Here is a 254-nt window from a genome sequence, read left to right as displayed (position 1 = left end):
CGAACCAGAAGGCGCCAATGGTGGCGATCTGGTGGAACGTCGTGAACTGCGCGGCGTAGTCGGCATAGCGGCGCGGCATGCCGGCCAGGCCCAGGAAGTGCATCGGGAAGAAAGTCACGTTGAACGAGATCAGCGTCGACCAGAAATGCAGCTTGCCCAGCTTTTCGCTGTACATGCGGCCGGTCCACTTGGGCAGCCAGTAGTAGGTGCCGGCGAACAGCGCGAACAGCGAGCCGGCCACCAGCACGTAGTGG

The 254-nt window shown here is 63.0% G+C and carries 1 protein-coding gene; it reads right to left on the bottom strand.

What is annotated here, in order from left to right:
• Window positions 1-254 (bottom strand): cbb3-type cytochrome c oxidase subunit I (locus tag ACR6JA_RS22925; RefSeq protein WP_494599790.1); only part of this gene is annotated, 254 nt, incomplete at both ends.

This window comes from Cedecea sp. B1(4), assembly GCF_059414925.1.
The sequence above is the reverse complement of the archived record's forward strand: the minus strand, read 5'-3'. Positions and strand labels throughout refer to the sequence as shown.